The organism is Plantibacter sp. T3, from assembly GCF_902506515.1.
GTDB classification, from domain to species: Bacteria; Actinomycetota; Actinomycetes; order Actinomycetales; family Microbacteriaceae; genus Plantibacter; species Plantibacter auratus.
Map to the genome: position 1 here is coordinate 2,766,956 of NZ_LR733286.1, position 25,412 is coordinate 2,792,367.

General features: G+C 70.2%; 23 protein-coding genes. 22 read left to right on the forward strand and 1 reads right to left on the reverse strand.

Features of this window, described 5'->3' with window-relative positions; all coding sequences use genetic code 11:
• Window positions 1-17 precede the first annotated feature (17 nt).
• The 22 genes from gmk to GV015_RS13300 all read left to right on the forward strand — a co-directional run bounded on the left by gmk (window position 18) and on the right by GV015_RS13300 (window position 24,936).
• The gene (gene gmk / locus GV015_RS13195) at window positions 18-896 is read left to right on the forward strand and encodes a guanylate kinase (RefSeq protein WP_064293842.1); all 879 of its coding nucleotides are present in this window, start codon (window positions 18-20) and stop codon (window positions 894-896) included.
• Window positions 897-964: 68 nt separating this feature from the next.
• The gene (rpoZ, locus tag GV015_RS13200) at window positions 965-1,222 is read left to right on the forward strand and encodes a DNA-directed RNA polymerase subunit omega (protein ID WP_056005756.1); all 258 of its coding nucleotides are present in this window, start codon (window positions 965-967) and stop codon (window positions 1,220-1,222) included.
• Window positions 1,223-1,424: 202 nt separating this feature from the next.
• Window positions 1,425-2,618, forward strand: coding sequence for a methionine adenosyltransferase (metK, locus tag GV015_RS13205; protein WP_064293843.1), 1,194 nt, complete (start codon window positions 1,425-1,427; stop codon window positions 2,616-2,618).
• Between the two features lie 26 nt (window positions 2,619-2,644).
• A complete protein-coding gene (locus GV015_RS13210; RefSeq protein ID WP_236555460.1) occupies window positions 2,645-4,579 on the forward strand; it encodes a primosomal protein N' in 1,935 nt (644 codons plus the stop codon).
• Between the two features lie 28 nt (window positions 4,580-4,607).
• Complete coding sequence (gene fmt, locus GV015_RS13215) at window positions 4,608-5,537, forward strand: methionyl-tRNA formyltransferase (protein WP_159878801.1); 930 nt, start codon at window positions 4,608-4,610, stop codon at window positions 5,535-5,537.
• Window positions 5,534-7,021: a transcription antitermination factor NusB gene (locus GV015_RS13220; protein ID WP_371416571.1), complete on the forward strand. Its 1,488-nt coding sequence runs from the start codon at window positions 5,534-5,536 to the stop codon at window positions 7,019-7,021. The genes fmt and GV015_RS13220 overlap by 4 nt, the downstream gene beginning before the upstream one ends.
• Before the next feature lie 10 nt (window positions 7,022-7,031).
• Window positions 7,032-7,700, forward strand: a complete 669-nt coding sequence (gene rpe / locus GV015_RS13225; RefSeq protein WP_137241677.1) for a ribulose-phosphate 3-epimerase — start codon at window positions 7,032-7,034, stop codon at window positions 7,698-7,700.
• A 65-nt stretch (window positions 7,701-7,765) separates the two neighbouring features.
• Window positions 7,766-8,029, forward strand: coding sequence for a phosphoribosyl-ATP diphosphatase (locus tag GV015_RS13230; RefSeq protein ID WP_064293847.1), 264 nt, complete (start codon window positions 7,766-7,768; stop codon window positions 8,027-8,029).
• 76 nt (window positions 8,030-8,105) lie between these two features.
• A complete protein-coding gene (gene hisG, locus GV015_RS13235; RefSeq protein WP_064293848.1) occupies window positions 8,106-8,945 on the forward strand; it encodes an ATP phosphoribosyltransferase in 840 nt (279 codons plus the stop codon).
• 47 nt (window positions 8,946-8,992) lie between these two features.
• Window positions 8,993-9,757, forward strand: a complete 765-nt coding sequence (gene hisF, locus GV015_RS13240; protein ID WP_079002513.1) for an imidazole glycerol phosphate synthase subunit HisF — start codon at window positions 8,993-8,995, stop codon at window positions 9,755-9,757.
• Window positions 9,754-10,143, forward strand: coding sequence for a phosphoribosyl-AMP cyclohydrolase (gene hisI, locus GV015_RS13245; RefSeq protein ID WP_079705938.1), 390 nt, complete (start codon window positions 9,754-9,756; stop codon window positions 10,141-10,143). The genes hisF and hisI overlap by 4 nt, the downstream gene beginning before the upstream one ends.
• A gap of 13 nt (window positions 10,144-10,156) precedes the next feature.
• Complete coding sequence (locus tag GV015_RS13250; protein ID WP_159878803.1) at window positions 10,157-10,849, forward strand: Trp biosynthesis-associated membrane protein; 693 nt, start codon at window positions 10,157-10,159, stop codon at window positions 10,847-10,849.
• A gap of 115 nt (window positions 10,850-10,964) precedes the next feature.
• Window positions 10,965-11,195, forward strand: a complete 231-nt coding sequence (locus GV015_RS13255) for a DUF6704 family protein (RefSeq protein ID WP_079705940.1) — start codon at window positions 10,965-10,967, stop codon at window positions 11,193-11,195.
• A 2-nt stretch (window positions 11,196-11,197) separates the two neighbouring features.
• Window positions 11,198-11,974 carry an indole-3-glycerol phosphate synthase TrpC gene (gene trpC, locus GV015_RS13260; RefSeq protein ID WP_159878805.1) on the forward strand — a complete coding sequence of 259 codons (777 nt, stop codon included), beginning with the start codon at window positions 11,198-11,200 and terminating at the stop codon, window positions 11,972-11,974.
• Window positions 11,971-13,221, forward strand: coding sequence for a tryptophan synthase subunit beta (trpB, locus tag GV015_RS13265; RefSeq protein WP_370281926.1), 1,251 nt, complete (start codon window positions 11,971-11,973; stop codon window positions 13,219-13,221). The genes trpC and trpB overlap by 4 nt, the downstream gene beginning before the upstream one ends.
• The gene (trpA, locus tag GV015_RS13270; RefSeq protein WP_137241674.1) at window positions 13,218-14,030 is read left to right on the forward strand and encodes a tryptophan synthase subunit alpha; all 813 of its coding nucleotides are present in this window, start codon (window positions 13,218-13,220) and stop codon (window positions 14,028-14,030) included. The genes trpB and trpA overlap by 4 nt, the downstream gene beginning before the upstream one ends.
• A gap of 75 nt (window positions 14,031-14,105) precedes the next feature.
• Complete coding sequence (lgt, locus tag GV015_RS13275) at window positions 14,106-15,119, forward strand: prolipoprotein diacylglyceryl transferase (protein WP_079002517.1); 1,014 nt, start codon at window positions 14,106-14,108, stop codon at window positions 15,117-15,119.
• A gap of 118 nt (window positions 15,120-15,237) precedes the next feature.
• On the forward strand, window positions 15,238-19,800 hold the full coding sequence (gltB, locus tag GV015_RS13280; RefSeq protein ID WP_159878807.1) for a glutamate synthase large subunit: 4,563 nt from the start codon (window positions 15,238-15,240) through the stop codon (window positions 19,798-19,800).
• Complete coding sequence (locus tag GV015_RS13285) at window positions 19,793-21,250, forward strand: glutamate synthase subunit beta (RefSeq protein WP_079705945.1); 1,458 nt, start codon at window positions 19,793-19,795, stop codon at window positions 21,248-21,250. The genes gltB and GV015_RS13285 overlap by 8 nt, the downstream gene beginning before the upstream one ends.
• A gap of 92 nt (window positions 21,251-21,342) precedes the next feature.
• Window positions 21,343-22,758 (forward strand): pyruvate kinase, encoded by a 1,416-nt coding sequence (gene pyk, locus GV015_RS13290; RefSeq protein WP_079705946.1) that lies wholly within the window; start codon window positions 21,343-21,345, stop codon window positions 22,756-22,758.
• A gap of 114 nt (window positions 22,759-22,872) precedes the next feature.
• Window positions 22,873-24,213 carry a CoA transferase gene (locus GV015_RS13295; protein WP_159878809.1) on the forward strand — a complete coding sequence of 447 codons (1,341 nt, stop codon included), beginning with the start codon at window positions 22,873-22,875 and terminating at the stop codon, window positions 24,211-24,213.
• 60 nt (window positions 24,214-24,273) lie between these two features.
• Window positions 24,274-24,936, forward strand: coding sequence for a histidine phosphatase family protein (locus GV015_RS13300; RefSeq protein ID WP_079705948.1), 663 nt, complete (start codon window positions 24,274-24,276; stop codon window positions 24,934-24,936).
• On the opposite strand, the gene GV015_RS13305 is transcribed toward GV015_RS13300, so the two are convergent.
• Window positions 24,937-25,209, reverse strand: coding sequence for a hypothetical protein (locus GV015_RS13305; RefSeq protein WP_124769355.1), 273 nt, complete (start codon window positions 25,207-25,209; stop codon window positions 24,937-24,939).
• Window positions 25,210-25,412: the final 203 nt, after the last annotated feature.

Below are 25,412 nucleotides of genomic sequence, written 5' to 3' on the forward strand. Positions count from 1 at the left end.
ACCAGCCCGGCAGGAACATGCCGGAGGTCGACCGGGCCGCCGCCTCACGTGAGGCCGTTCGCAAGCGCCGCGCCCGCGCGACCGTCAAGGCGTCCATCGCCTCCGGCGCCCGCACCCCGTTGGAGGTGCTCGACGCCGCGACCGCCGATCCGGACGGCATCGAGGGCGGCATCCGCATCACCGAGTACCTCCTCAGCATCCCGAGTGTCGGCGTCACCAAACTGGGGCGGATCCTCGAATCGCTCGGCATCTCCTCGGTCAAGCGCCTCGGCGGTCTCGGCCGACTGCAGCGGGATCGCCTCCGCGCCTTCATCGCCGAACGCTACCCGGGCACCGCGCGCAGCCGACTCGTCGTGCTCGCCGGCCCGACGGCCGTCGGCAAGGGGACGGTGGCCGCCTACATCCGCGACCACTACCCGGAGGTCCACCTCTCCGTCTCGGCCACGACACGCAAGCCCCGGCCGGGGGAGCAGCACGAGGTGAACTACTACTTCGTGACCGACGACGAGTTCGACGGCCTCATCGAGGGCGACCGCCTGCTGGAGCACGCCACGGTCCACAACGCGTACCGCTACGGCACGCCACGCGAGCCGATCGAGCGTGCGCTCGCGGCCGGCGACAGCGCGTTGCTCGAGATCGACATCCAGGGTGCCCGGCAGGTCCGGGAGGCGATGCCGGAGGCGACCCTGGTGTTCCTGCTGCCCCCGAGCTGGGACGAACTGGTCCGTCGACTGGTCGGACGAGGCACCGAGGACGAGGAGGAACGGGAGCGCCGACTGCGCACCGCGAAGGTCGAACTGGCCGCCGCGGACGAGTTCGACCACCGTGTCGTCAACGACGACGTGGCCCGCGCGGCCCAAGAGGTCGTAGACTTGATGAAGATTCACGGGGATTGACGTCCGACGCGCACCCCGCATCGATCCGATCTTCCCCGAACACAACCACACGAGGAGTGTGAACCTGCATGGCTGACAAGCTCAAGGGCATCATCGATCCGCCCATCGACTCCCTGCTCACCAAGGTCGAGTCCAAGTACGCACTCGTGATCTTCGCGTCCAAGCGCGCGCGCCAGATCAACGACTACTACGCCGACCTCCACGAGGGCAGCCTGTTCGACAACGTCGGGCCGCTGGTCGACTCGTCCGTCGAGGACAAGCCGCTCTCGATCGCGATGCACGAGATCAACGAGGACAAGCTCCAGATCAAGCCGATCGCCGAATAACCGCTTCACCACGACGAATCCGCCGGGCGCCAGACGACCGGCGGATTCGTCGTGTCGGGCCCGTTCCCACCACCGCGACGCCTTGCGTCATGGACGGACGACGTGTCCGAGGCCTCGACTAGAGTGATGAACGGTCGGGTCCCGGAACACCGCGACGGCCGATCCCTCCACCATCGCACCACCACTTCCGACGGGAGACCGCATGACCGAGCTGCGCCTGTTCACCTCCGAATCCGTGACCGAGGGACATCCCGACAAGATCTGCGACCAGATCTCGGACAGCATCCTCGACGCACTCCTCGAGGTGGATCCGCGCAGTCGAGTCGCCGTCGAGACGCTCGTCACCACCGGGCTCGTCCATGTCGCCGGTGAGGTCTCCACGAGCGGCTACGTCGACATCCCGACGATCGTCCGCGAGCGCATCCGGTCCATCGGCTACACCTCGTCCGACATCGGATTCGACGGCGACTCCTGCGGCGTGAGCGTCTCGATCGGCTCGCAGTCCGCCGACATCGCCGCCGGAGTCGACCATGCCTTCGAGTCCCGCGAGCAGTCCAGTGTCGACGCCTACGACCTCCAGGGCGCGGGCGACCAGGGCATCATGTTCGGGTTCGCGACCACCGAGACGCCGCAGTACATGCCGCTGCCCAGCTGGATCGCACACCGTCTCGCGGAGCGACTCGCCGAGGTCCGCAAGTCCGGCCAGCTCGACTACCTGCGCCCGGACGGCAAGACCCAGGTCACCATCGGGTACGACGGCTTCCTCCCGAAGACCGTCGAGACGGTCGTGGTCTCCACGCAGCACAATCCGGGTGTCTCCACGGAGCAGCTGCGTCGCGACGTCCAGCGTCACGTCATCGAACCGGTCCTCGCGACGGTCGAACTCGACAGCTCGAACGTGACGCACCTGATCAACCCGACCGGCATCTTCGTCGTCGGTGGCCCGATGGGCGACGCGGGGCTCACCGGACGCAAGATCATCATCGACACCTACGGCGGAGCGGCTCGACACGGCGGTGGGGCCTTCAGCGGGAAGGACCCGTCGAAGGTGGACCGCTCGGCCGCATACGCCATGCGCTGGGTGGCGAAGAACGCGGTCGCCGCCGGATTCGCCGAACGTCTCGAGGTGCAGGTCGCCTACGCCATCGGCAAGGCCGCGCCGGTCGGACTCTACGTCGAGACCTTCGGGACGGCCCATGTGCCGGAGGCGGACATCACGCGCGCGATCCGCGACGTCTTCGACCTCCGTCCGGCCGCGATCATCGCCGACCTCGACCTCATCCGCCCCATCTACGCCGCCACTGCGGCGTACGGGCACTTCGGCCGCGAGCTCCCCGACTTCACGTGGGAGCGTCTCGACCGGGTGGAGGCGTTGCGGTCAGCAGCCGGGCTGTAGCCGTGGTCGGCGCGAGGGTCGCCAGGGTGGTACTCGACTCCCCGTTGCCACAGCTCGACCATCTGTTCGACTACGCCATTCCCGAGGAGCTGGCCGATGACGCCGTGCTCGGCGCGCGCGTCTCGGTCCCGTTGCGCTCGGCCGGGCGGTCGGCGAACGGGTTCATCGTGGACCTCGCCGACTCGAGCGAGTTCGGCGGAGCGCTCAGCCCGCTGAGCTCGGTCGTGTCGTCGGTACCGGTCCTGACCCCGACCCTGTGGACGCTCGCACGCCGTATCGCGGATCGCAGCGCCGGGAGCGCGATGGACGTCCTGCGTCTCGCCATTCCGCCGCGACAGGTCCGGGTGGAGAAGACCTGGACCGCCGCGACCCCGCCGGAGCCTCCGTCGGTCGAGCGGCGCACCGTCCCGGGCTTCGCCCCTGGCACCCTCGACCGTCTCGCGCCGGGGGAGCGGTACGCGATCAGCGCGATCCCCACCCTGACCGCGACGAGCGCGGGCGTCTGGCTCCCCGACTGGTCCTTCACGCTGGCGGCTCTCGCCGTGAACCAGCTGTCCGAGGGGAGGAGTGCGATCCTGTGCGTCCCCGACTACCGGGACGTCGAACACCTCCTGGCGGCGCTCGACGACCTCGGTGTCGGTGACGCGGTCGCGAGGGCCGACGCGAAGCAGACCCCGGCTGCTCGCTACCGCGCCTACCTGGACGGACTGCATCCGGTACCCCGGATCGTCGTCGGCAACCGGTCGGCCGTTTACGCACCGGCGCACGACCTCGGACTCATCGCCCTCTGGGACGACGGCGACCCCCTCCATCAGGAGCAGCTCGCCCCCTATGTGCACGCCCGCGACGTCGCGTTGACCCGGCAGGAGATGAGCGGCTCCGCCCTCGTCTTCGCCGCGCACTCACGCAGTACCGAGACGCAGCGACTCGTCGAACTCGGCTGGCTGCGCGAGGTCGCACCGACCCCGCCGGTACGACCGAGAGTCGTCGTGTCCCGGGCGAGCGGCGACGACGCCATGACGAGCCAGGCGAGGATCCCGTCGAGCGCGTGGCGCGCGGTCGACGAGGCATTGCATCACGGACCCGTGCTGGTCCAGGTCGCGCGGCCGGGGTACGCGCCGCACCTCGCCTGTCGACGGTGCGGGACGAGGGCCCACTGCTCGGTGTGCCACGGTCCACTCCAACTCGCCACAGCCCGTTCGCAACCCTCCTGCCGGTGGTGCGGTCACCTCGCGGCCGGGTGGTCCTGCGAGACCTGTCACGACACCGCGTTCCGCGTCACGGCCGCCGGCACCGGCCGGACCGCCGAGGAGCTGGGCCGGGCGTTCCCCCGATACCGGGTCGTGGTGTCGGACGGCGACGCCCCCAAGTTCGAGGTCGGCCCGGAGCCGGCGCTGGTGATCGCGACCCGAGGCGCGGAGCCCGTCGCAGCGGGCGGCTATGCCGCCGTCCTCCTGGTCGACGCCGACCGCATGCTGGCGCGGGAGTCGCTCCGCGTCGCCGAGGACTGCCTGCGGTGGTGGTCGAACGCCGCAGCCCTGGCCGCTGCGCGTGCACCGGTGCTGCTGATCGGCGTCGAGGCCCCCGTGGCGAACGCCTTCGCCCTGTGGCAGCAGCCGCGGTTCGCGAGCGAGGAGCTCGCCGAACGCAGAGAGCTCGGGTTCCCTCCCGCGGTCCGGAGCGCGACCCTCACCGGCACCCGCGACGCCGTCGATGCCGCTCTCGCCGCGCTACCCACCGAGTACCGGAGCCGCGTGCTCGGCCCGACCGTCGACGAAGCGGGCGACAGCGTCGCGATCCTGCGGGTCGACTACGGCCACGCCAGGGCGGTCGCCGAGCAGTTGCGGGCGACCGTCGTCGCGCAGGCGGCGAAGCGTCGACGTCCGACCCCCGGCAGGCGAGCACCGAAAGCCCCGCCTACACTCAGAGTACGATTCGACGATCCGGAGATGCTGTCATGATCCACCCCGTCCACGAAGTCCGAACCGCATGAGGCTGGTCTTCGCCGGCACCCCCGCCGTCGCCGTACCGACGCTCGACGCCCTCGTCTCGGCCGGGCACGAGATCGCGGCCGTCGTGACCCGACCCGACGCCCCGCTCGGCCGCAAGCGGGTCCTGACCCCGTCGCCGGTGGCAGCGGCCGCCGAACGGCTCGGGCTCCCGGTCATCCGCGCTGCACGTCTCGACGACGACGCGACCGCGCGGATCGTCGCGCTCCGTGCGGAACTCGGCGTGATCGTCGCGTACGGCGGGCTCGTCCGTGAACCCCTCCTGTCCGCGCCGGCACACGGTTGGATCAATCTGCACTTCTCATTGCTGCCGGCCTGGCGCGGCGCGGCGCCCGTCCAGCGGTCCGTGATGGCCGGAGACGCGGTCACCGGTGCGTCGGTCTTCCAGCTCGTGCCGACTCTCGACGCCGGAGACGTCTTCGCGTCGGTGGAGACGCCGATCGCCGAGGGCGAGACCTCGGGGGAGCTCCTCGACCGCCTCGCCGAGCTCGGCGCACCGCTCACCGCGGAGGTCGTCGCCGCCATCGCCGCCGGCACCGCGGTCGCGGCCCCGCAGCAGGGCGAGGTGTCGCTCGCGCCGAAGCTCGACGGCCAGGACGGCCGCATCGTCTGGGACCGCCCCGTCGCCGACGTGTGGTCGCAGATCCTCGGGGTGACCCCCGAGCCGGGCGCGTTCACCCTCCTCGACGAGGCACGGCTGAAGGTGCACCGTGCCGTCCCCGTGTCGACGATGCCGACGGACCCGCCGGCGCCCGGGACGATCGTGTCCGTCGACGGCCTCGTCCTGGTCGGCACGGCGGACACACCGTTGCAACTCCTGCAGGTGCAGCCGGCCGGGCGCACGGCGATGCCCGCCGCCGACTGGTGGCGCGGTGCGTCCGCTGGAACCGATCGGCTGGTCACCGCGTGAGCGGCCAGCAGCCCGAGGGCCAGCGCCGCCGCGACCGACGGCCCCGCGACGAGGAACCCCGACGCGGACGCCAGCGTCCCACCCGGCCGCGTGACTCGGCGACCGTGCAGCCGGCACGCCGAGTGGCCTTCGACGTCATCCACGCCGTCAGCACCTCGGACGCCTACGCGAACCTCCTCCTGCCGCACCGGCTGGCCGAGGCGAAGTTGAGTCCGGCGGATGCCGGCCTCGCGACCGAGCTGACGTACGGCACCCTCCGCCGACGCGGGTACTACGACCGCGTCATCGCGCACGCGGCCAATCGTCCCGTGACCGAGATCGACGACGCGATCCTCGACGTTCTGCGGCTCGGTGCCCATCAGCTGCTCTCCATGCGCGTCGCAGGCCACGCCGCCGTGAACGAGTCGGTCGAGCTCGCCCGGTCCGCCGGTTCGCGGTCGGCGGCCGGCTTCACCAACGGTGTCCTCCGCACCATCTCGCGGACCGAACCCGCCGAGTGGGAGCGGATCCTGCTCGGTGAGGTCACGAACGACACCGATCGCCTGGCCGTGAGCACCGCCCACCCGTCGTGGGTCGTTCGGGCCATCAGACAGGCGCTCGACCTGCAGGACCGCGGCGACGAACTCGAGGAGGCGCTGGCCGCGGACAACCTCGCCCCACAGGTGAACCTCATCGCGCTCCCAGGGCTCGCCGACCGGCCCGAGGACGCCGAGCCGAACCGCTTCTCCCCGTACGGCTTCCGGAGCCCCGGCGGCGACCCGGTCCAACTCGTCGGGACCGGCGGCGGGCGCCTCCGCGTCCAGGACGAGGGCTCGCAGCTCGCCGCGCTCGCGCTGACGCGGGCGGTACCGGTGCGGCCCGGCGAGCGATGGCTCGACCTCTGCGCGGGGCCGGGTGGCAAGGCAGCGCTGCTCGCAGCCGAAGCCCTCGCCGGGGAGGCACGTCTCGACGCGAACGAACTGGTCCCCGCGAGGGCCCGTCTCGTGGAACGCGCCCTCGCAGGTGTCCCGCTCGACGTGTCGGTCTCGACCGCCGACGGCACGAAGCTCGCTGCGGAGCATCCCGGGACCTACGACCGCATCCTCCTCGACGCCCCGTGCACCGGGCTCGGCGCACTGCGACGACGCCCGGAGGCGCGGTGGCGCAAGACCCCGAAGGACGTCTCCGAACTGACCCGACTGCAGGGCTCACTGCTCGACGCCGCCATCACCGCGCTCGCTCCCGGCGGGATCGTGGCGTATGTGACGTGCTCGCCGCACGTCGGCGAGACGGCACTGATCGTGGAGAGCGCCCTGCGAGCCCACCCCGGGATGGAGCGACTCGACACCTCCGCGGTGCTCGACCAGGTCACGACCGAACCGCTCGACGCCGCGGCGCCCGGTGGCGCGGTCCAGCTCTGGCCGCACCGCCAGGGCACCGACGCCATGTACATCGCGCTGCTCCGCAAGCCCGCGGAGTCGGCCGAACCCACTGTCGATCGATAGGCTCGAGCACATGTCCGCGCGCATCAACCCGAGCATCCTGTCCGCCGATTTCGTGAACCTCCAGGCCGACCTGGAGCGGATCGCGAGCGCCGACCTCGTCCACGTCGACGTCATGGACAACCATTTCGTCCCGAACCTCACGTTCGGTCCGCAGATGGTCGGTCGCATCCAGGACGTGTCTCCGGTCCCGCTCGACGTCCACCTCATGATCTCGGACGTCGATCGATGGGCTCCCGGCTACGCCGAGCTCGGGGCGTTCTCGGTGACGTTCCACGCCGAGGCCACCAGCGACCCCGTCGCCCTCGCCAGACGCCTGCGTTCCATCGGGGCACGTGCCGGGATCGCCGTGAAGCCCGGCACGCCCATCGAGCCGTACCTGGAACTCCTGCCGGAGTTCGACCAGGTGCTCGTCATGACGGTCGAACCGGGCTTCGGCGGACAGTCGTTCATGCCGGAGACCATGCCGAAGCTGCAGGCGCTGTCAGCCGAGGTCGCACGCACCGGTCTCGACGTCTGGCTCCAGGTCGACGGCGGGATCTCCGCGGACACGATCGGGATCGCGGCCGCCGCCGGTGCCGACACCTTCGTCGCGGGGTCGGCCGTCTACAGCGGTTCCGATCCTGCCTCGAACATCGCGCTCCTCCGGGCCGCAGCCGAGGCGTCGACGCACACACACTGACTCGGCTGGCCGGTCGAGCGCCCCCGCGGTGCGCGCCGCCGCCCGGAACCGGTACCCTGGAGCACGTGAAAACCTTCGACGAGCTGTTCGACGAGCTGCGCCTGAAGGCCGAGACCCGGCCGGAGGGTTCCGGCACCGTCCGCGAACTGGACACAGGTGTGCACGGCATCGGGAAGAAGATCGTCGAGGAGGCCGCCGAGGTCTGGATGGCGGCCGAGTACCAGAGCGACACCGAGACGGCCGAGGAGATCTCGCAGCTGCTCTACCACGTGCAGGTGATGATGGTGGCGAAGGGGCTCACCCCCGCCGACGTCTACCGACATCTGTAGGAGCACGTCGCGGCGCATGCGCCGCGCCTCCTGAACACCCTGTCGAGACACCATCGCACAACACGAAAGTCACCCCATGCTGAGAGTCGCCGTGCCCAACAAGGGCTCGCTGTCCGAGACCGCCGTCGAGATGCTGCAGGAGGCCGGCTACGCGACCCGTCGCGACACCAAGGAGCTCCACGTCGTCGACGCACGGAACGACGTCGAGTTCTTCTACCTCCGTCCGCGCGACATCGCGACCTACGTCGGTTCCGGCGCCCTCGACATCGGCATCACGGGGCGCGACCTGCTCCTGGACTCGCACTCCGCCGCGACCGAACTCGCCGAGCTGGGCTTCGGCGGCTCGACGTTCCGCTTCGCCGGACCGGCCGACGAGTTCTCCGAGCTCTCCGATCTCGCGGGGAAGACGGTCGCCACCAGCTACCCCGGCCTCGTCGGCAACTTCCTCCGCGACGCCGGAGTGGATGCGACGCTCGTCCACCTCGACGGTGCGGTCGAGTCGGCCGTCCAGCTCGGGGTCGCGGACGCGGTGGCCGACGTCGTGTCCACCGGCACCACCCTCCGGAAGGCCGGCCTGGGCATCTTCGGCCCGGTGATCCTCGACTCCACCGCCGTGCTCATCGCGTCGCCGGAGACGAAGCCCACCACGGCGACGCTCATCCGCCGACTGCAGGGCGTCCTCGTCGCGCGGCAGTACGTGCTCGTCGACTACGACCTCCCGGTCCGGCTGCTGGAGCAGGCGACCGCCGTCGCCGGTGGCATCGAGTCGCCGACGATCTCGCCGCTCCGCGACCCCGAGTGGGTGGCGGTCCGGGTCATGATCCCTCGCGGCGACGCGAACGACGTCATGGACCGCCTCTACGAGCTCGGCGCACGCGCCATCCTCGTCACGGCCATCCACGCCGCCCGACTCTGAGTCGCCCCTCCATCATCACCCGTCCCAGTCGCATTGCGGAGGCCTCCGTGTCACTCGCCACCCGAGTCATCCCCTGTCTCGACGTCGCCGACGGGCGCGTCGTGAAGGGCGTCAACTTCCTCGACCTCCGCGACGCCGGCGACCCGGTCGAACTCGCGAAGCGCTACGCCGAGCAGGGCGCCGATGAACTGACCTTCCTCGACGTCACGGCCACCGTCGCCGAACGCGACACCACCTACGACCTCGTCAGCCGCACCGCCGAGCAGGTCTTCATCCCGCTCACGGTCGGCGGCGGGGTCCGCTCGACCCAGGACGTCTCGCGGCTGCTGGCCAGCGGGGCGGACAAGGTCGGCGTGAACAGCGCCGCGATCGCCCGGCCGGAGTTGCTGGGGGAGATCGCCGACCGCTTCGGCGCTCAGGTCCTCGTCCTCTCCCTGGACGTGAAGCGACACGCCGGCAGCGCATCCGGATGGATCGTCACGACACACGGCGGCCGACGTGAGACCGAGCTCGACGCGCTCGCCTGGGCCACCGAGGCGATCGAACGCGGTGCGGGCGAGCTGTTGGTGAACTCGATCGACGCCGACGGCACCAAGGCCGGGTTCGACACCGAGCTCATCAGCGCCATGCGCGAGATCAGCCGGGTTCCGGTCATCGCGTCCGGGGGAGCAGGCCGCCTCGCCGACTTCCCACCCGCGATCGCCGCGGGTGCCGACGCCGTCCTCGCCGCGAGCGTCTTCCACAACGGCGAGTTGACGATCGGCCAGGTCAAACAGGAACTCGCCGACGCCGGTTGGACGGTGCGGGCATGAGCGCGGACATCACCATCCCCGTGGGCGCCGATCCGGAGACCGCGATCGGCCAGCTCACCTTCGACGCGCAAGGCCTGCTCCCCGCGATCGTGCAGCAGTGGGACTCCCGCGAGGTGCTCATGCTCGGGTGGATGGACGCCGAGGCCGTCCGCCGGACGATGACCGAGGGTCGGGTCACCTACTGGTCCCGCTCACGACAGGAGTACTGGCGCAAGGGGGACACCTCCGGCCACGTGCAGTTCGTCCGGGCGCTCGCCTACGACTGCGACGGGGATACCCTGTTGGTGGAGGTCGATCAGCACGGTGCCGCCTGCCACACGGGCACGCGCAGCTGTTTCGACGGCCGGAGCCTCGACGTCGTCGCAGCGCCATCGCCGACACCATGAATCGAGTTGGAGCATGACCGAGAGCACTGCAGCACCCCAGTCCGGGCCGGTGGAGCCGCCGAGGCCCGACGAACGGTCCGAGGCTGACGAGCTCGAGTCACGAGCTCTGCGCAGTCGTCAGCGCCGCCTGAAGACCCTGCTCCTCGTCACCGCCGTCCTCGCCGACGCGCTCATCCTCGCGGCGTGGACCCAGACCTGGCTCTCGATCAGCCTCGTGGGCGTCGGCCCACACTCCGGCGCGCTCGACGTGGTCGGCTCCGTCGCTGCTCCCGCCCTGTCGGCACTCGCCCTCGCCGGTCTCGCCCTCGTCGCGGCGCTGGCCATCGCCGGGCCGGTGTTCCGCATCATCCTCGGCCTGCTGGAGGCCGTGATCGGCGCCTGCGTCATGATCTCGTCGATCGCGGTGCTCGCCTCGCCGGCGACCGCGGGCGCGGCGGCCGTCACCGAGGCCACGGGCGTCGCCGGAAGCCAGTCGACCATCGACCTCGTCGCGGCGACCACGCTCACCGCGTGGCCGGCGATCTCCCTGGTGCTCGGCGTCGTGCTCGGCCTCGCCGGGCTCGCGACCGTACTCACTCACCGCCGGTGGCCCGGTCCGTCGAAGAAGTACCAGGCGGTCCGGTTCACGCAGGTCGAGACGGCCCCGAGCGCCGATCCGGTGGGCGCCTGGGACGACCTCAGCCGCGGCGACGACCCGACGCGCTGACCGCTCCGCCGACCCACGACGGCACCCCGGGCCACCTGGGAACTCGTGGCCCACGCACGGAACCGCCCACCGCTTGCCGGTACACTGGAACCCGCACTCGCACAGAAGGAGAACCATGAGCACCGACCCCTCGGACCCCGGCCACGGACACTCGCCCGCCGCCTGGACGGCCGTGATCATCATGTTGGTCGCGTTCGCCGCCGGTACGGTCTTCTTCTGGCTCGACATGCCCGTCCTCGTCTGGGCCTCCGCCGGCGTCCTCCTCCTCGGGTGGATCACGGGTGGTGTCCTCGCCAAGGCGGGATACGGCGTCGGCGGGTCCAAGACCGTGGCGAAAGAGCACTGAACATGCTCGCCGACCTCATGGCCGGCGCGAAGGAGGACGCTCTCGGGCGCCTCGCGGGCCGTCCGGCTGCAGTCGTCGAAGCCGCTGCTGTCGAGGCCCCTCCGGCCATCGACGCCCTTGCTGCGCTCGCCCCGGCCTCCCAGGTCAAGATCATCGCCGAGGTCAAGCGGTCCAGCCCGTCCCGCGGCGCGTTGGCCGACATCCCCGACCCGGCGCTCCTCGCCTCGCTCTACGAGCAGGGCGGTGCCAGCGCGGTCAGCGTGCTGACCGAGGGCCGCAAGTTCGGCGGTTCGCTGCAAGACCTCGAGGCCGTCCGGGCCGCGATCCGCATCCCGGTCCTCCGCAAGGACTTCATCTCCCTGCCGTACCAGGTGCTCGAAGCCCGCGCATCCGGCGCCGACCTGGTCCTCCTGATCGTCGCCGGACTCGACCAGGCCACGCTGTCGTCGCTGCACGAACTGGTCCTGCAGCTCGGCATGACCCCACTGGTCGAGACCCATTCCGCCGACGAGCTGGCCAGGGCGAGCGACATCGGCGCGCGGCTCATCGGTGTCAACGCGCGGAACCTCAGCACCTTCGAACTCGACCAACACCTCTTCGGATCGTTGACCGACCGTTTCCCCGCCGACGCCGTCAAGGTGGCCGAGTCCGCTGTGCTCCGCGCCGCCGACGTCGCCGCCTACCGACGTGACGGCGCCGACGTCGTCCTGGTCGGCGAGGCGCTCGTCACCGGCGACCCCGTCGCCACCCTCGAACAGTTCCTGGGAGCCACCGCATGACCATGTCACCAGCCACCCCCGCCCACGCGGAACCGACGCACCTCCGAGACGAAGCCGGTCCGTTCTTCGGCGACTTCGGCGGACGCTACATGCCGGAGGCGCTCATCGCCGCGGTCGACGAACTCGCGACGGCCTACGAGGCCGCCAAGGCCGACGAGAGCTTCCAGGCCGAGCTGACCACGCTGCTCCGCGACTACGCCGGCCGCCCGTCGATCATCACCGAGGTGCCACGCTTCGCCGCATCGGCCGGTGGTGCGCGCATCTTCCTCAAGCGCGAGGACCTCAACCACACCGGCTCGCACAAGATCAACAACGTCCTGGGCCAGGCGCTCCTCACGAAGCGCATCGGCAAGACCCGCGTCATCGCCGAGACGGGGGCCGGTCAGCACGGTGTGGCCACGGCCACGGCGGCCGCACTCTTCGGCCTCGACTGCACCATCTACATGGGCGAGGTCGACACCGAGCGCCAGGCGCTCAACGTCGCCCGCATGCGGCTCCTCGGCGCGACCGTGATCCCTGTCACGACGGGGTCGCGGACCCTGAAGGACGCCATCAACGAGGCGTACCGCGACTGGGTCGCGTCGGTCGAGACCACGAACTACATCTTCGGCACCGCGGCGGGCCCACACCCGTTCCCGGTCATGGTCCGCGACTTCCAGAAGATCATCGGAGAAGAGGCCCGCGCACAGCTCCTCGAGCTGAACGGTTCACTTCCCGACGCGGTCGTCGCCTGCGTCGGTGGCGGCTCCAACGCCATCGGCATCTTCCACGCCTTCCTCGACGACGCGGACGTCGCGCTCTACGGAGTCGAGGCTGCCGGCGACGGCGTCGACACCCCACGGCACGCCGCGTCCATCGGCCGCGGTCGTCCGGGTGTCCTGCACGGTGCCCGCACCTTCGTCCTCCAGGACGACGACGGCCAGACCGTCGAGTCCCATTCCATCTCCGCAGGCCTCGACTACCCGGGCGTCGGACCGGAGCACGCCTGGCTCGCCGACACCGGCCGGGCGACGTACGTCCCCGCGACGGACGCCGAGGCGATGGAGGCCTTCCGACTCCTGAGCCGCACCGAGGGGATCATTCCCGCGATCGAGTCCGCCCACGCACTGGCCGGGGCCATCGTCCTCGGCAAGGAGCTGGGCCCCGAGGCGACCATCCTGATCAACCTCTCCGGGCGCGGAGACAAGGACGTCGAGACGGCTGCCACCTACTTCGGGCTCCTCGACGAAGCCGGGCGGAACGCATGACCGCCCCGGCCACCGACCACACGACGGTCTCACCGGTCGCATCGGCGATCGACGCCGCCGCCGTCGACCGTCGCGGCGCCCTCATCGGGTACCTCCCCGTCGGATTCCCCGACCTCCAGACGAGTATCGACGCCGCCATCGCGCTCGCGCAGAACGGCGTCGACGTCCTCGAGCTCGGCGTGCCCTACTCCGACCCCGTCATGGACGGAGCGGTCATCCAGGCCGCGACCATGACCGCCCTCGCGGAGGGGTTCCGGTTGCGCGACGTCTTCACGGCGATCAGCGCCATCCGCGCCGCCGTGGACGTCCCGGTCCTCGTCATGACGTACTGGAACCCGGTGCTGCAGTACGGCGTGGAGCGGTTCGCCTCCGACCTCGCCGCGGCCGGCGGAGCCGGGCTCATCACCCCCGACATCACCCCCGACGCCGCGGCGGACTGGCTGGACGCCAGTGAACGACACGGCCTCGACCGGGTCTTCCTGGCAGCACCGACCTCGAGCGACGACCGCCTGTCGCTCGTGACCGAACGGTCCCGCGGCTTCGTGTACACCGTCTCCACGATGGGCATCACCGGTGCCCGGCAGGACCTCGACGCGGCCGCGAAGACCCTCGTCGGTCGTCTCCGCACGGCGGGGGCACAGCACGCGTGCGTCGGCATCGGCATCTCGACCGCGGAGCAGGTCCGCTCGGTCCTCGAGTACGCCGACGGAGCCATCGTCGGCTCTGTGTTCGTCAAGGCTCTCGCCGACGGCGGCGTCCCGGCGATCACCGAGGTCGCCCGTTCACTCGCGGCCGGCACCGCCCGCTGAGGGTATCCTCACCACGTCCGCGATGCTGAAAGCCGTACACTCGATCAGAGTTCGTAACGAAAGGCGACCACTGCAGTGATTGCACCCCTCAGCATCCCGAGCCCGAACCCGGACATCGCGACCTTCAGCGTGGGCCCGTTCACGGTGCACATGTACGCGCTCTGCATCATCGCCGGGATCATCGCCGCCACCATCCTCACCTCCCGGCGGCTGACGAAGCGCGGTGCCGAGCCGGGCATCGTGCTCGACATCATCCTGTGGGCCATCCCGCTCGGGATCATCGGTGCGCGGATCTTCCACGTCCTGACCCACCCCGGCGACTACTTCTACCCGGGTGCCGACCTCCTGCGGACGCTCTACATCTGGGAGGGCGGCATCGCGATCTTCGGTTCGCTCATCGGCGGAGCGGTCGGTGCCTACATCGGCTGCCGCATGACGGGGATCCGGTTCTGGACCTTCGCCGACGCCCTCGCGCCCGGCCTGCTGCTCGCCCAGGCGTTCGGTCGCCTCGGCAACTACTTCAACCACGAGCTCTACGGGCTCCCCACGGACCTGCCCTGGGGCCTCGAGATCGAGGCCAGCAACCCCGCGTTCCCGATCGGTCTGCCCGCCGGCACGCTGTTCCACCCCACGTTCCTGTACGAGATCATCTGGAACCTGCTGGGGGTGGCCGTCATCCTCTGGATCGGACACCGCTTCAACCCGCAGTGGGGCCGCCTGTTCGGTGTCTACCTCATCTGGTACGGCGCCGGTCGCACGGTCTGGGAGACCATCCGGATCGACCCGAGCGAGTACCTCTTCGGCATCCGCGCCAACGTCTGGGCCGCGATCCTCGCGATCGTCGTCGGACTCGCGATCATCGTCATCCAGTCGCGTCGCCACACGGGTGCCGAGCCGTCGCCGTACGTCCCCGGCCGTTCCTGGGCCGATCCGAAGGCTGCGGTAGACTACTACGACACCGACGCGGAGAACCTGGGGCTGCGCAGTGCCTCCGCCGACGACGATGCCGACGGATCAGACCGCACTGCGTCATCCACTCCGTCGTCCGAAGCCACGGTCGCCACAAGCAAGACCGGCTCTCGCTCCTAGGCTGAACGCACCCTCGTCGGCCCGGTGGATCCCGGCTCAGCAGGGGATCCATCACCCGTTTCGTCCCAGGGCCAGCGACGTCCCCCTTCTGATCCCCTTTCGTGAGGACGGTAATTCCATGGCGCATGCACCGTACGCTTCGTTCAGCTCGGTTCCGCCCAAGCAGGGCATGTACGACCCGGCGAACGAGAAGGACGCCTGTGGCCTGGCGATGGTCGCGACCCTGACGGGCGAGGCCTCGCACAGCATCATCGACGCGGCGCTCGGTTCGCTCCGCAACCTGGAGCACCGCGGCGCGATCGGTTCCGACGCCGGGACCGGCGACGGCGCGGGCATCCTCACCCAGATGCCCGACGCCTTCCTGCGCGGCGTCGCCGGATTCGACCTGCCGCCGCTCGGTGCGTACGCCGTGGGCATCGCCTTCCTGCCCACCGACGCCTCAGAGCGCGCACAGCTCCAGACGCGCATCGCCGCGATCGCCGCGGAGGAGGAACTCACCGTCCTCGGCTGGCGCGAGGTGCCGGTCGACCCCGACGAGCTGGGGAAGCTCGCCCGTGCGGCCATGCCGGCGTTCGAGCAACTGTTCGTCACCGGGTCCGGCGCCTCGACGCCGACCGGGATCGCCCTCGACCGACTCGCCTTCCGGCTCCGGAAGCGGGCGGAGCGCGAGCTCGGGGCGTACTTCATCTCCCTGTCGAGCCGCACGCTCGTCTACAAGGGCATGGTCACGACGCTCCAGCTCGAACCGTTCTACCCCGACCTGTCCGACGAGCGGTTCGCGACCAAGCTCGCCATCGTCCACTCGCGGTACTCCACCAACACGTTCCCGTCCTGGCCGCTCGCCCAGCCGCTGCGCATGATGGCGCACAACGGCGAGATCAACACGGTCGAGGGCAACCGCAACTGGATGCGCGCGCGGCAGTCGCAGCTCGAGTCCGAGCTCATCGGCGACATCCGCCCGTTGCTCCCCATCATCACGCCCGGAGCGAGTGACTCCGCCTCGTTCGACGAGGTCCTGGAGCTGCTGACGCTGACCGGACGGTCCCTCCCGCACGCCATGATGATGATGGTGCCCGAGGCCTGGGAGAAGCAGACCGGGCTGTCGCAGGAGCGACGCGACTTCTACGAGTTCAACTCCATGCAGATGGAGCCATGGGACGGTCCGGCCGCCCTCACCTTCACGGACGGCTCACTCGTCGGCGCGACCCTGGACCGGAACGGCCTGCGTCCCGGTCGCTGGCTGGAGACGACCGACGGCCTCGTCGTCCTGGGTAGCGAGATCGGCGTCCTCGACGTCGACCCGAGCCGGGTCAAGCGCAAGGGCCGCCTGCGCCCCGGAAAGATGTTCCTCGTCGACACCGAGGCCGGGCGGATCATCGAGGACGACGAGATCAAGGACGAGCTCTCGGCTTCGGCGCCCTGGGGCGACTGGCTCGACGCCGGACGCATCAACCTGAGCGACCTGCCGGAGCGCGAGCACATCGTGCACACGCCGGCATCCGTCACCCGCCGTCAGCGGACCTTCGGGTACACCGAGGAGGAGGTGCGCATCCTCCTGCAGCCCATGGGCCAGAACGGTGCGGAGCCGCTCGGCGCGATGGGGTCGGACACCCCGATCGCGGTGCTCTCCGACCGCCCTCGGCTCCTGTTCGACTACTTCGTGCAGCAGTTCGCCCAGGTCACCAACCCGCCGCTCGACTCGATCCGCGAGGAGGTCGTCACCTCGCTGAAGCTCGGGCTCGGCCCGGAGCGCAACCTCCTCTCGTGGGGCCCCGAGCACGCCAAGCAGGTCGTCCTCGACTTCCCGGTCATCGACAACGACGAGCTCGCCAAGATCCAGCACATCGACCCGAACCCGGCGAGCCCGCTGACGACGACCGTCAAGGCGCTGTACCGCGTCGAGGACGGCTCGGCCGGACTCGAGACGCGCCTGCGCGAGATGTGCGACGAGGTCGACCAGGCGATCCTCGCCGGCTCGGAGTTCATCGTCCTAAGCGATCGTGACTCGAACTCCGACCTCGCGCCGATCCCGTCGCTGCTCTCGCTCGCCGCAGTGCACCACCACCTCATCCGCGCCGAGAACCGGATGAAGGTCGGGCTCGTCGTCGAGGCCGGCGACGTGCGCGAGGTCCACCACGTCGCGCTGCTCATCGGCTACGGCGCCTCCGCGATCAACCCGTACCTGGCCATGGAGAGCTGCGAGGACCTCGTCCGCAGCGGCCTCATCCAGGGCGTCACCCGCGAGCAGGCCGTCAAGAACGTCATCAAGGCGCTCGGCAAGGGCGTACTCAAGATCATGTCGAAGATGGGCATCTCCACGGTGTCCTCCTACGCCGGAGCACAGGCCTTCGAGGCCGTCGGCCTGAGCCAGCAGCTCGTCGACAGCTACTTCACCGGTACGGAGACGAAGCTCGGCGGTGTCGGCATCGAGGTGATCGCCGAGGAGAACGCGAAGCGTCACCGGTACGCCTACCCCGAGGACGCCGCATCGACGGCCCACGAGCGCCTGCAGTCGGGCGGGGAGTACCAGTGGCGTCGCGACGGTTCGCCGCACCTCTTCAACCCGGAGACGGTCTTCAAGCTGCAGCACGCGACCAAGACGCGCCGGTACGACATCTTCCGCGAGTACACCCACATGGTCGACTCCCAGGCGGCGCAGCTCATGACGCTCCGCGGGATGTTCACGCTCCGCGCCGGTGCCCGCCCGCCCGTCCCGCTCGACGAGGTCGAGTCGGTCGCGTCGATCGTGAAGCGGTTCTCGACCGGGGCGATGAGCTACGGTTCCATCTCGCGCGAGGCGCACGAGACGCTGGCGATCGCGATGAACAGCATCGGTGCCAAGTCGAACACGGGTGAGGGCGGCGAGGACGTCGACCGGCTCCTCGACCCGACGCGCCGCAGCGCGATCAAGCAGGTCGCCTCCGGCCGGTTCGGCGTGACGAGCATGTACCTGACGCACGCCGACGACATCCAGATCAAGCTCGCCCAGGGTGCGAAGCCCGGCGAGGGCGGGCAGTTGCCGCCGACGAAGGTGTACCCGTGGGTGGCACGGACGCGGCACGCCACGGCGGGCGTCGGCCTCATCTCGCCGCCGCCGCACCACGACATCTACTCCATCGAAGACCTCAAGCAGCTCATCTTCGACCTGAAGCGTGCGAACCCGAAGGCCCGGATCCACACCAAGCTGGTGAGCCAGTCCGGCATCGGTGCGGTGGCCGCGGGCGTCGCGAAGGCGCTCTCGGACGTGATCCTGGTCTCGGGTCACGACGGCGGAACCGGTGCGAGCCCGTTGAACTCCCTGAAGCACGCCGGGACGCCGTGGGAGCTGGGTCTCGCTGAGACGCAGCAGACGCTCATGCTCAACAACATGCGCGACCGCGTCGTGGTGCAGGTCGACGGTCAGATGAAGACCGGACGCGACGTCGTCATCGGCGCACTGCTCGGCGCGGAGGAGTTCGGCTTCGCGACGGCACCGCTCGTCGTCTCCGGGTGCGTCATGATGCGCGTGTGCCACCTCGACACCTGCCCGGTCGGCGTCGCGACGCAGAACCCGGTGCTGCGCGAGCGGTTCACCGGCAAGCCGGAGTTCGTCGTGAACTTCTTCGAGTTCATCGCCCAGGAGGTGCGCGAGTACCTCGCCGAGCTCGGGTTCCGGACGCTCGAGGAGGCGATCGGCCACAACGAACTGATCGACGCCGACCGAGCGATCGACCATTGGAAGGCGTCCGGGCTCGACCTGGCCCCGGTCCTCGTGGGTCCCGTCTTCGCCGACGACGAGCCGCGGATCAACCGCCGGCCGCAGGAGCACGAGCTCGAGAAGCACTTCGACCAGCAGCTCATCACGGCCGCCTCGGATGTGCTCGAACACGGCGGCCACTTCTCGGTCGACCTGCCCATCCGCAACACGGAGCGGGCGGTCGGCACCATGCTCGGCCACGAGGTCACCCGGCGGCACGGCGAGAACGGGCTCCCGGCAGGGAGTATCGACATCACCCTGCGCGGCTCGGCCGGGCAGTCCTTCGGTGCGTTCCTCCCCGGCGGCATCGCCCTGCGGCTCATCGGCGACTCGAACGACTACGTCGGCAAGGGCCTGTCCGGTGGGCAGATCGTCGTCCGGCCATCCGAGCGCGCAGCCTTCGCGCCCGAGGAGAACGTCATCGCCGGCAACGTCATCGGGTACGGCGCGACCCAGGGCACCATGTTCCTGAGCGGGATCGTCGGCGAGCGGTTCCTGGTGCGCAACTCCGGCGCCACGGCGGTCGTCGAAGGCGTCGGTGACCACGCGCTCGAGTACATGACGGGTGGTCTCGCCGTCATCCTGGGTCAGACCGGCCGGAACCTCGGCGCGGGCATGTCCGGCGGCACGGCCTACGTGTTCGACCTCGAACGCGACCAGGTCAACCGCGACTCCCTCGCCTCGGGGGAGCTCACCCTGTCCGAACTCGACAGTGCCGACGCCGAGATCGTCCGCGACCTCCTCGAACGGCACGTCGTGGAGACCGGTTCTCCGCTGGCCGGCCGGCTGCTCGCCGACATCGAAGACTCACTCGCCCGGTTCGTCAAGGTCCTCCCGCGTGATTACGCGGCAGTCCTGGCGACCCGACAGACCGCTCTCGACGAGGGGCTCGACCCCGACGGCGACATCGTATGGAACCGAATCCTGGAGGTGACCGGTGGCTGATCCCAAGGGATTCCTGAAGGTACCGGAGCGCGAGCTCCCGAAGCGCCGGCCCGTGCCGGTCCGCATCATGGACTGGAAAGAGGTCTACGAGCAGAGCGACCCCGCGACCGTCCGCAAGCAGGCTGGTCGCTGCATGGACTGCGGCATCCCGTTCTGCCACCAGGGCTGCCCGCTGGGCAACCTCATCCCGGAGTGGAACGACCTGATGTGGCGAGGCGAGGGCCGCTCGGCCATCGAGCGCTTGCACGCCACGAACAACTTCCCGGAGTTCACGGGTCGTCTCTGCCCGGCGCCGTGCGAGAGTTCGTGCGTGCTGGGCATCAACCAGCCCGCCGTGACCATCAAGCAGGTCGAGGTCTCGATCATCGATCAGGCGTTCGCCAACGGGTGGGTCGAGTCCCACCCGCCGGAGCGGCTGACCGGCAAGACGGTCGCCGTCGTCGGCTCCGGGCCGGCCGGCCTCGCCGCAGCCCAGCAGCTGACGCGTGCCGGCCACACGGTCGCGGTCTACGAGCGCGACGACCGCATCGGCGGTCTGCTGCGCTACGGCATCCCCGACTTCAAGATGGAGAAGAAGCACCTCGACATCCGGCTGAAGCAGATGCAGGACGAGGGCACCCGGTTCCGCGCCGGCGTGAACATCGGGGTCGACATCAGCTGGGACGAGCTCCGCGCCCGCTACGACGCCGTCGTCATCGCCACCGGTGCCATGGTGCCGCGCGACCTCCCGATCCCCGGTCGTGACTTCTCCGGGGTCCACTTCGCGATGGAGTACCTCGTGCAGGCGAACCGCGTCGGCGCCGGAGACACGGTCTCCGACCAGATCACGGCGGAGGACAAGCACGTGGTGGTCCTCGGCGGCGGCGACACCGGTGCCGACTGCATCGGCACGGCGCACCGTCAGGGTGCCGCCTCCGTCACGAACCTCGCCATCGGCACGCAGCCGGCGGGGGAGCGGCCCGAGCACCAGCCGTGGCCGATGATGCCGACGCTCTTCGAGGTCGCGAGTGCGCACGAAGAGGGCGGCAACCGCGAGTACCTGGTGTCGACCGTCGAGTTCCTCGCCAACGAGGCCGGCGAGGTGCGGGCGATCCGCGTCGCCGAGACGGAGTTCGTCGACGGCCGTCGCGTGCCGAAGAGCGGCACCGAGCGGGAGATCCCCGCCGACCTCGTCCTGCTCGCACTCGGGTTCACGGGCCCGGAGGGCGAGACCCTCGAGTCGCAGTTCAAGCTCCCCTTCACCGGGCGCGGCAACGTGGCACGGGAGCACGACTACCAGACCAACCAGCCCGGCGTGTTCGTCGCGGGTGACGCCGGTCGTGGCCAGTCCCTCATCGTCTGGGCGATCGCCGAGGGCCGCGCTGCGGCGTCGGCCGTCGACCAGTACCTCGAGGGTGAGACCCAGCTTCCCTTCCCGGTCCGTCCCACGGATCAGCCCATCTCCCTCTAGGCTTTCAGGCGGACGACAAGCGTCGGACGCATCATGCCGAGCAGTGAGTACCGAAGCGCCTCGTGCGCAGAAACCATGGAGAACACACACACATGAGACGAGCCAAGATCGTCGCAACGCTGGGGCCTGCAGTCTCCAGCTATGAGAACATCCGGGCCATCATCGATGCGGGGGTCGATGTCACCCGGATGAACCTGAGCCACGGCAGCTACGACGTGCACGAGGCCATCTACGCCAACGTGCGCAAGGCCACCGAGGACTCCGGCCGTGCCGTCGCCGTCCTGGTCGACCTGCAGGGCCCGAAGATCCGCCTCGGCAAGTTCGAGGGCGGCCCGTACGACCTCGCCGTCGGCGACATCTTCAAGATCACCATCGAGGACATCCTCGGTACCAAGGAGATCTCCTCGACGACGTTCAAGGGCCTGCCCCAGGACGTCAAGCCGGGCGACTTCCTCCTGATCGACGACGGCAAGGTCAAGGTCGAGGTCGTTGAAGCGGACGACACCGTCGTGACCACTCGCGTCATCGTCGCCGGCCCCGTGTCGAACAACAAGGGCATCAACCTCCCCGGTGTCGCCGTCAACGTCCCCGCGCTCAGCGAGAAGGACGAAGCGGACCTCCGATGGGGACTGCGTCTCGGCGCCGACCTCATCGCCCTGTCCTTCGTGCGCGACGCGGCCGACATCGACCGCGTCCACGAGATCATGGCGGAGGAGGGCCGCAAGGTCCCCGTGATCGCCAAGATCGAGAAGCCGCAGGCCGTCGAGAACCTCGAGAGCATCGTCGAGGCGTTCGACGCGATCATGGTCGCCCGTGGCGACCTCGGTGTCGAGCTCCCGCTCGAGGCCGTCCCGATCGTGCAGAAGCGCGCGGTGGAGCTCGCCCGTCGTATGGCGAAGCCGGTCATCGTCGCGACGCAGATGCTCGAGTCGATGATCTCCAGCCCCATCCCGACCCGCGCGGAGACCTCCGACGTCGCGAACGCGGTGCTCGACGGTGCTGACGCGGTCATGCTCAGTGGCGAGACGAGTGTCGGCGCCTACCCGGTGATCACGGTCCAGACCATGGCCCGGATCGTCGAGTCGACCGAGATCCACGGTCTCGACCGCGTTCCGCCGCTCGGCACGAAGCCGCGCACCCAGGCCGGAGCGATCACGTTGGCGGCCGTCGAGGTGGCGGACTTCGTCGAGGCGAAGTTCCTCTGCGTCTTCACGGAGTCGGGCGAGTCGGTCCGCCGCATGGCCCGTCTCCGCAACCGGATCCCGATCCTGGCGTTCACGCCCGACCCGGCCATCCGTCGTCGGATGGCGCTGAACTGGGGCGTCGAGTCCTTCGTCGTCGAGCGCGTCACGCACACCGACCAGATGGTCGCCCAGGTGGACGAGGTCCTCGTCGCCACGGGCAAGGCCGCCGTCGGTGAGCCGGTCATCATCATCTCCGGTTCCCCTCCCGGCATCCCCGGGACGACGAACGACATCCGCGTCCACAAGGTGGGCGACGTCCTCTAGTCGTCGACAGCAGCGAAGGCCGTGGTCCTCCCGTACGGGGACCACGGCCTTCGTCGTCCGCCGGGTGTGCGGTGGCACCGCGATTCCGGACGCCGTGGGTCTAGCCTGATGCCCATGAACCGTTCCGTCCTCGTCGACGACACCCTCCGCAGCGCGGTAGGCCTGGAGCCGGGAGGCGTCGACCGTGAAGCGACCGGGTCGGCGGGACTCCTGGCCTCCCGATTCGCCGTCCTGGAGCTCGCCGCGGTCGCCGTCGGCGCCGTGGAGGATGCCGCCGACCGACTCCGCATCGCCCTCGGATACGAGCCGATGCACACGGCTCTCGACCTCGGGCGGATCGCCGCGGCCTACCAGAGCGACCGCCTGTTGCGGATCGACGGAGCAGCCGTGGACGCGTTCGCGCCACTGTCCGGCTTCTTCGCCGCGGCCGACGGCTGGGTGCGCACGCACGCGAACTACCCCCACCATCGTCGCCGCCTGAGCGCCATGCTCGGGATCGGCGACGAGGCCACCCGCGCAGAGCTCGCCTCGGCGATCGCCTCCCGCTCGGCTCTCGACCTGGAATCGGAGGCCGCGGGAGTCGGCGCACTCCTCGTCGCCGTCCGGAGCGCTGCCGAGTGGTCGTCCACACCACAGGCCGCCGTCGGTGATGGACCGCTCGTCAGGCGTCATGGCGGCTCCGTCGGCTCGACGATCGCCTCGCGGGTGCGGCCGACGAGGCGGCAACCCTTGCGCGGCCTCCGCGTCCTCGACCTGACGCGGGTGATCGCCGGTCCGGTGTCCACGAGGACCCTCGCGCTCCTCGGCGCGGACGTCCTGCGCGTGGATCCACCGCAGGTCCCCGAGATCCCGTGGCAGCACACCGACAGCGGCCAGGGGAAGCGGACAGCGGCGCTCGACGCGTCGACACCGCGCGGCCTCGCGACACTGCAGACGCTGAGCGACGAGGCCGACATCCTGGTGACGGGGTACCGACCACACGCCCTCGAGCGCCTCGGTCTGCGAGGTCGCGACGGTCTGGTCACCGGCTCCGTCGACGCCTGGGGTACGACGGGGCCCTGGGGTGATCGACGCGGTTTCGACAGCCTGGTCCAGGCCGCCACGGGCATCGCGCTGGTCGAAGGGAAGGACGGCGCCCCGGGTGCCCTGCCGGCTCAGGCGCTCGACCACAGCGCGGGATACCTGCTGGCGGCGGCCATCGTCGACGACGTGGCGGCGGTCGTCGGCGGCGGTGATGCCGGCCGGTCGTCGGTGTCGCTCCTCCGCGTCGGTGCGGCGCTCCAGCGACTGCCACGATCCGAGGAACGCCCGCCGTCGGACCTCCCGGGAGCGCGGTGCCTGGTGACCCACGGTGCGGTGACGACGGCCCGCCCCGGGCTCAGCGCCTTCGACGACCACGCGTCCCCGGCGGCGGTCCTGGGGAGCGCCGAACCGCAGTGGACCCCGCGCAGCTGATCCCGGCACACTCCGCACCGGGAGATGACCGCCGTCCGGTCGCTCGCCTACCCTGGAGGTATGCGCCTCATCCTCATCAGACACGGTCAGACCTCGTCCAACGTCGCCGGCCTGCTCGACACCGCGATCCCCGGCGCCGTCCTCACCGACCTCGGCGAGACGCAGGCGGCCGCCCTCCCCAAAGCGCTCGTGGGGGAGCGGATCGACGCGGTCTACGCCTCCACCGCGGTGCGGGCGCAGCAGACCGCCGCACCTGTCGCCGAAGTCAGCGGGCTTCCCGTGATCGTCCGTGACGGACTCCGGGAGATCAGCGCCGGCGACAACGAGATGCTCGGGTCGCCCGAGGCCGTCCAGGTCTACATCGACACCATCGTGGCGTGGGCGATGGGCGACCTCGACACCCGGATGCCGGGCGGCGAGAACGGCCACGAGGTGTTCGCGCGCTTCGACGCCGTGATCGAGGAGCTCGAGGGTTCCGGACTGGAGAGCGTGGTGGTCGTGAGCCACGGAGCGATGCTCCGGTCCTGGCTCGGGCTGCGCGGGGCGAACGTCGACGGACACTTCATCGGCACGCACCCCATCACGAACACGGGCGTCATCATTGTCGACGGGGACACGACCACCGGTTGGCGGGTCGACACGTGGACGGGCGACGCCGTCGGCGGACCGGAGCTGACGACGGAGGCCGACGGTCCGGCCGCCGCCGTCGAGCGCGGCTTCTGATCAGTTCGCGTCGTCGGCCGAGGTCGCGCCGTCCGTGAGGAACGGTCCGGGCTCTTCGCCGGGCTGACCCGGGAGTGAGCCGACGAGACGGTCGAGCTCGGCGGCGTCGACGTCGATGCCCTGGTCACTGAGACGGTCCGCCAGCGCTGCCCGGACGTCGAGGTCGGGAGTGAGGGACCGGTCGGCTGCGACCTGCACGAGGATGCCCTGGAGCCGGTCGTCGGTGCTGGCGTCGTGGACGTCCTGGCGCGGGTCGGTGTGCTCTGCGGTCATGGTGTGGGGTCCCATCGTGTCGGACGACGTGAGGTACGCCGTGCTCTCGACGGTACGCTACGGCGTCGCCGACACCTCCCGCAGGGGCTTGACGATCGAGGGCGGTTCACGGGTCGTCGGAGCCTGGACGGGCTGAGTCCGGAGCCTGAACTGGCTGTGGAGAGTACCGGTGGTGGGACTCGAACCCACACGTCTTTCGACAA